Origin of the sequence: Methylobacterium sp. E-016, from assembly GCF_022829745.1 — a bacterium.
Classification (GTDB): Bacteria; Pseudomonadota; Alphaproteobacteria; order Rhizobiales; family Beijerinckiaceae; genus Methylobacterium.
Genome location: NZ_JAKSYF010000040.1, coordinates 146,946 through 152,945 on the forward strand (window position 1 = coordinate 146,946; position 6,000 = coordinate 152,945).

General features: G+C 71.3%; 4 protein-coding genes. 2 read left to right on the plus strand and 2 right to left on the minus strand.

Going from position 1 to position 6,000, the window contains the following annotated elements:
* The first annotated feature begins 577 nt into the window (after window positions 1–577).
* A complete protein-coding gene (locus MKK68_RS03185) occupies window positions 578–1,534 on the plus strand; it encodes a DMT family transporter (protein WP_244028665.1) in 957 nt (318 codons plus the stop codon).
* A 32-nt stretch (window positions 1,535–1,566) separates the two neighbouring features.
* Here the strand turns inward: MKK68_RS03185 and MKK68_RS03190 are convergent, their stop codons facing one another.
* On the minus strand, window positions 1,567–1,839 hold the full coding sequence (locus tag MKK68_RS03190; RefSeq protein ID WP_147841094.1) for a hypothetical protein: 273 nt from the start codon (window positions 1,837–1,839) through the stop codon (window positions 1,567–1,569).
* Window positions 1,840–2,025: 186 nt separating this feature from the next.
* Complete coding sequence (locus tag MKK68_RS03195) at window positions 2,026–2,298, minus strand: hypothetical protein (protein WP_147841093.1); 273 nt, start codon at window positions 2,296–2,298, stop codon at window positions 2,026–2,028.
* 400 nt (window positions 2,299–2,698) lie between these two features.
* Between MKK68_RS03195 and ileS the strand changes: the two genes are divergently transcribed.
* The gene (gene ileS / locus MKK68_RS03200; protein ID WP_244028641.1) at window positions 2,699–5,674 is read left to right on the plus strand and encodes an isoleucine--tRNA ligase; all 2,976 of its coding nucleotides are present in this window, start codon (window positions 2,699–2,701) and stop codon (window positions 5,672–5,674) included.
* The last annotated feature ends 326 nt before the right edge of the window (window positions 5,675–6,000 follow it).

Consider the following 6,000-nt stretch of genomic DNA (forward strand, 5'->3'; position numbering starts at 1 on the left):
GCCTCGGGCGCCGGCAAGACCCGCGAACGAAACCCGCGAACACGATCGACGCGCGGCCCGTATCCCACCGGATGCGGGCCGTTCTCGTTTGCCACGTGGGTCGATGATTCTGAGAGCCTGGACGCAGAGACAAAAATTCGGGACGCACAGCCATCGCGGGCAGGCCCACGCTCACTCTAGGACTTTCATCAGGCGCTACGTCCGCATGATGAGTGAGAAGACGTCGAATGCAGCATACGGCATCGATTCCGGCCTGGGTCGCCCGTCGCGGCTGGAGCCGGAGAAACCGGGTCTGGGTCCGCCTGTGGCTCGATCGAAAGCCCAAGGGCAACCGCTCGGCCGCCGAGCCCACCGAACCTCAGGTCGCGAGCGCGACGATCCTGCCGTTCTCACGCGAGCAGAATCGAACCGAGCCGACCCCGCGTCGGCAGCGGGCGCAAGACAGGTGACGCCGGCGGCCCCGCGTCGGCGACACGGCGCGGGTGCGGACGGACGGGTGCCCGCCGACGCGACGACCGGCTAGGATCCGCTGAACTCGGCGGCCCGAAGGTCCAAGGCGATTTCCTCCAGCAAGGCGATACGAGCCGACGCGGTCTGCGCGTCGCGCGAGGCGGCGGCCGGCCCCGCCGGCGAACGCGGGACGCGGCCGGACAGGCGGCGCCTCGTCGGCATCGCGCTGATGTGCGGAACGCTGGCGTTCTTCGCCTGCCTCGACGCATCGGCGAAGGTGCTGGCCCGGTCCGGCGTCGACCCGCTGCTCACCACCTTCATGCGCTACGGCGTGAGCGTGGCGCTGATCTCGGTGTTCCTCAACCCGGTGACGACCCCGGCCGTCATGCGCAGCCGCCGCCTCGGCCTGCAGGTGGTGCGCTCGCTGTTGCTGTTCGGATCGACGGCGCTGAACTTCTTCGCGCTCCGCCACCTGCAGCTCGCCGAGACCCTGTCGATCCAGTTCGCGGCACCGCTCACCGTCGCGCTGCTCGCCGGCCCGCTGCTCGGCGAATGGTCGTCGCCCAGGCGCATGGCGGCGATTGCGGTCGGCTTCCTCGGCGTGCTGGTGATCGTGCGGCCCGGCCTCGGCCAGGTTCACCCGGCGGTCCTGCTCAGCCTCGGCAACATGCTCTGCTATGCGCTCTACATCCTCGCGACGCGCAAGCTCGCTGCGCATGATTCGACCGCGACGACGATGGTCTATTCCGGCTTGGCCGGCCTCGGGCTGATGACGCCGCTGCTGCCGTGGATCTGGACCAGCCCGGCCTCCCTCACGGTGTGGGCGCTGCTGGTCGGCATCGGCCTGTTCGGGACGATGGGGCACTGGCTGCTGATTCTCGCGCATGCGCGGGCGCCGGCCAACGTGCTCGCGCCGTTCCTGTACACGCAGCTGCTCTGGTCGCTGACGCTCGGCTACCTGCTGTTCGGCGACGTTCCGAACCGCTGGACCGTGCTCGGCGCGGCGGTCATCGTCGGCTCGGGCCTCTACCTGCTCGCCCACGACGCGATGGCGCAACGAAAAGGGCCGGCCACCCGAGGGTGACCGGCCCGTTCCGAGACGACGCTGCGTCGGGCTTAGCGGCCCATGCGCTCGCGACGCTCCATCCGCTCCTCGCGGCGGTCCTCGCGATCGCGGCGATCCGCCTCCGGATCGACGCCGAGGACGCCGCCCACGGTGCCGGTGGCCGCACCGACGGCGCCGCCGACCACGCCGCCGATCGGGCCGGCCGCGCGGTTGCCGTCCTCGACGCCGCGCTCGGCGCCGCGGACGGTGCCCTGGGCCTGCGCCGTGGCGGAGAGGGCCAGCGGCGAGAGCACGAGGGTCGTGGCGATCAGCAATGTCTTCATGGTGTCGGATCCTTGATCGAGTTTCGAGAATGTCCCGGCCGCGCGATCGGCTGGCTCCGGGTCCGTGACGGGTCAACGGGCGAAACCGCGAAAGGTCGCAATTTTCCTAGATCCGGCTCCGGATCGAGGCGGAAACGGCTTTCAATCCGGGCCGGACGCTTTCAGTCCGGGCCGGACCCCGACGTCTCAGCGGCGGTGGCGGCGATGATGCCGGACGGCGCGGCGCGAGCGCAGGTCGGTGCGGTAGGCGCGCCGGCCGGGATCGATCCCGAGCGCGCCGTTGACCGTTCCGACGGCACCGCCGACCGCTCCGCCGACCACGCCGCCCACCGGCCCGCCGACGCGGTTGCCCTCGGCCGAGCCGCGCTGCACGCCGCCGACGAGGCCCTGCGCCTGCGCGGGGCCGGCGATGGCGAAGGCGGAAACGGCGAGCGTCGCGGCGATCAGGAGATGTCTCATGGCGTGCACCCTGTCTTGATGGTCCGTCGCGTCTCGGACCTGCGCCGGGCAGGCCGGCGCGGCGGATCGCGTGGGATGGCAACGAACGCGCCGCGATTTGGTGGCAGCGGCTCGGGATGCGGCGTGGCGATGTGGTGAATCGGCATCGCTTCGCGGCACGCGCGCATCCGCTGGCCTCCGCTCGCGCCCGCTGCTAGAACGCCGCCCATGCGCAGCGCCGACGCCTGTCTCCGTCTTCGAATTATGGGCCCGGCCGCCGCGTGAGCGCCGCGCCCGCGCGGCTGCGCGGAGGCCGGGATCGTCACGGGAGCCACCGCTTCCTTCGCCCCTAGCGCCGTGACAGGCGCGGACCTCCGCAGAGCCCGCACGCGCGCCGCCCGTATCCAGGACGCCCGACCCCATGACCGACGAGACCCAAGCCGAAGCCCCGGCCGGCCGCGACTATTCGAAGACCCTCTACCTGCCGCAGACCGATTTTCCGATGCGGGCGGGCCTGCCGACCCGCGAGCCGCTGCTGCTGGAGCGGTGGAGCACGACCGACCTCTACGGCCAGCTTCGCGCGCAGGCCGCCGGACGGCCGAAATTCGTGCTGCACGACGGGCCGCCCTACGCCAACGGCAACATCCACATCGGCACGGCGCTGAACAAGATCCTCAAGGACGTGATCGTCCGCTCCATGGGCGGCCTCGGCTTCGACGCGAACTACGTGCCGGGCTGGGACTGCCACGGCCTGCCGATCGAGTGGAAGATCGAGGAGCAGTACCGCGCCAAGGGCCGCAACAAGGACGACGTGCCGGTCATCGAGTTCCGCCAGGAATGCCGGACCTTCGCCGGCCACTGGCTCGACGTGCAGCGCGCGGAGTTCAAGCGCCTCGGCGTCACCGGCGACTGGGACCATCCCTACGCCACCATGGCCTATCCGGCGGAAGCGGCGATCGCCGCCGAGCTGATCAAGTTCTCGATGAGCGGGCAGCTCTATCGCGGCTCGAAGCCGGTGATGTGGTCGGTGGTCGAGAAGACCGCGCTCGCCGAGGCCGAGGTCGAGTACGAGGACCACGTCAGCGACACCATCTTCGCCGCCTTCCCGGTGCGCGAAGGTGCCGTCGCCGACCTAACCGACGCCCGCGTCGTCATCTGGACCACGACGCCCTGGACCATGCCCGGCAACCGCGCCGTCGCCTACTCCAAGCGCGTCGCCTACGGCCTCTATCGCGTCACCGAGGCCGCCGAGGACAACTGGGCCAAGGTCGGCCAGACCTACCTGCTGGCGGACGGTCTTGCCGCGGGCGTCTTCGAGGCCGCGCGCGTCGCAGGCCACGAGCGCCTGCGCGACGTGAGCCCGGCCGAGCTCGCCGGCCTCACCCTGTCCCACCCGCTCGCCGGCCGCGGCTACGACTTCGCCGTGCCGATGCTCGACGGCGACCACGTCACCGACGAGGCCGGCACCGGCTTCGTCCACACCGCGCCGGGCCACGGCCGCGAGGATTTCGAGGTCTGGATGGCCAACGGCCGCGCGCTCGCCGAGCGCGGCATCGAGACCCGGATCCCCTACACGGTCGATGCCGACGGCGCGCTGACCAAGGATGCGCCGGGTTTCGAGGGCAAGCGCGTCCTCACCGACAAGGGCGAGAAGGGCGACGCCAACAGGGCCGTGATGGCCGCGCTCCAGGAAGCGGGGACGCTGGTGGCGTCGGGCCGGCTCAAGCACAGCTACCCGCATTCCTGGCGCTCGAAGAAGCCGGTGATCTTCCGCAACACGCCGCAATGGTTCATCGCCATGGACAAGGCGGTGGAGTCGCTCGGCGACCGGACGCTGCGCGAGGTGGCCCTGCAGGCGATCGAGGACACCCAGTGGGTGCCGCCGCAGGGCAAGAACCGGATCAACGGCATGGTCGGCAACCGGCCGGACTGGGTGGTTTCCCGCCAGCGCGCCTGGGGCGTGCCGATCACCGTGTTCGTCAGGAAGGGCACCGGCGAGGTGCTGCGCGACGCGCGCGTGAACGCCCGCATCGTCGCCGCCTTCGCGGCGGAAGGCGCGGACGCGTGGTTCACCGATGCCGACGGTGCCCGCTTCCTCGCTCCCGACCACGACCCGGCGGCGTACGAGAAGGTCACCGACGTCCTCGACGTGTGGTTCGATTCCGGCTCGACCCACGCCTTCGTCCTCGACGACCCGGAGGCGTTCCCGGGTCTCGCCAACGTCGTGCGCCGGCGCGACGGCGGGCAGGACACGGTGATGTACCTGGAGGGATCGGACCAGCACCGCGGCTGGTTCCAGTCCTCGCTGCTCGAATCGGCCGGCACGCGCGGCCGCGCGCCCTACGACACGGTGCTGACCCACGGCTTCGTCCTCGACGCCAAGGGGCTGAAGATGTCGAAGTCGAAGGGCAACGTCGTCGCGCCGCAGAGCATCATCAAGGATTCCGGCGCCGACATCCTGCGCCTGTGGGTCGCGGCGTCGGACTACACCGACGACCTGCGCATCGGCCCGGAGATCATCAAGACCTTCGCCGAGACCTACCGGAAGCTGCGCAACAGCCTGCGCTGGATGCTCGGCTCGCTCGCCCACCGCGTGGCGGGCGACGACGTGCCGGTGGCGGAGATGCCGGAACTCGAGCGCTTCGTGCTGCATCGGCTGCTCGAGCTCGACGGCGAGATCCGCGAGGCCTACCGCACCTTCGACACCAAGCGGGTGGTCGCGCTCCTGAACAACTTCCTGACCGGCGACCTGTCGTCGTTCTACTTCGACGTGCGCAAGGACGCCCTGTACTGCGACCCGGCCTCGTCGGTCGCCCGCCGGGCCGCGCTTCAGGTGATCGACGAGGCCTTCCGCCGCGTCGTGATCTGGCTGAGCCCGGTCCTCGCCTTCACCGCCGAGGAGGCCTGGCTCGACCGGTTCCCGTCGGAGACCGGGTCGGTCCACCTGCAGACCCTGCCGGAGACGCCCGAGGCCTGGCGCGACGACGGGCTGGCCGCGCGCTGGCAGAAGATCCGCCGCGTCCGCCGGGTCGTGACCGGCGCGCTGGAGATCGAGCGGGCCGCCAAGCGCATCGGCGCGAGCCTGGAGGCGGCCCCCGTGGTCTCCATCGCCGATCCGGAGCTTCTGGCCGCCCTCGACGGCGTCGACTTCGCCGACGTCTGCATCACCTCCGCGATCCGGGTCGAGGCCGGGGAGGGACAGGCCGACGCGTTCCGCCTCGACGAGGTCAAGGGCGTCGCCGTGGTGCCGTCGCGCGCCGAGGGCCGGAAATGCGCGCGATCCTGGCGCGTCACGCCGGAGGTCGGCAACGATCCGGACTATCCCGACGTCACGCCCCGCGACGCCCGCGCCCTGCGGGAGTGGGACGCGGCGCACGCGGCCGCGAGCGCGGCGTGAGCGGATCGGAACCGTCTCTCTCCCCCCTCTGCGGGGGAGGGTGGCCCGCGCAGCGTTTCGGGAGAGGGGAGCGCCGCATCCGGCACTGTCGCTCCCCGCTCCCGACCCTCGCTGACGCGAGGCGCACCCTCCCCCGCAGAGGGGGGGAGGGTAGAACACCCTCAGAACGCCTCGGCCGGCAAGGCCATGGTCGTGTTCGGGCAGGCCTTGACCCGCCCGAAGCGCATCTCGGTCTCGGGCAGCAGCCGCCCCAACAAGGTCGGCCCCGTCGCGGGGCTGGCCTCTACTCCCGCTGTCCTCGCTCTCCTTCATCCTTCCCCCGGCTT

Bases quoted from the DNA above. Each gene is read 5' to 3' on its own strand.
- MKK68_RS03195 (WP_147841093.1), bottom strand. From the start codon at position 2,298: ATGAGACATCTCCTGATCGCCGCGACGCTCGCCGTTTCCGCCTTCGCC.
- ileS (WP_244028641.1), top strand. From the start codon at position 2,699: ATGACCGACGAGACCCAAGCCGAAGCCCCGGCCGGCCGCGACTATTCG.
- MKK68_RS03190 (WP_147841094.1), bottom strand. From the start codon at position 1,839: ATGAAGACATTGCTGATCGCCACGACCCTCGTGCTCTCGCCGCTGGCC.